Raw genomic sequence first — 274 nt, forward strand, 5'->3', positions numbered from 1 at the left:
GTCGAGTTCGCCGAGGAGGTTCTCCTTGGGGACGCGGACGTCGTTGAAGAACAACTCGGCGGTGTCCTGCGACTTCTGGCCGATCTTGTCGAGGTTCCGGCCGCGCTCGAACCCTTCCGCGCCGCGCTCGACGACGATCAGCGAGAGCCCCTTGGCGCCGCCGTCGGGGGTGGTCTTGGCGACGACGATCACCAGGTCGGCGAGGATGCCGTTGGAGATGAAGGTCTTCGAGCCGTTGAGCAGCCAGTGGTCGCCCTTGTCCTCGGCGGTGGTG

At 66.4% G+C, this 274-nt stretch carries 1 protein-coding gene; it reads right to left on the reverse strand.

Annotation, left to right across the window (positions count from 1 at the left end):
- Nucleotides 1-274, reverse strand: a 274-nt coding sequence (locus tag E0702_RS17355; protein WP_205742056.1) for an acyl-CoA dehydrogenase family protein, incomplete at both ends; no start/stop codon positions are given.

The sequence above is a fragment of the Halomonas marinisediminis genome (assembly GCF_004347715.1).
Classification (GTDB): domain Bacteria; phylum Pseudomonadota; class Gammaproteobacteria; order Pseudomonadales; family Halomonadaceae; genus Halomonas; species Halomonas icarae.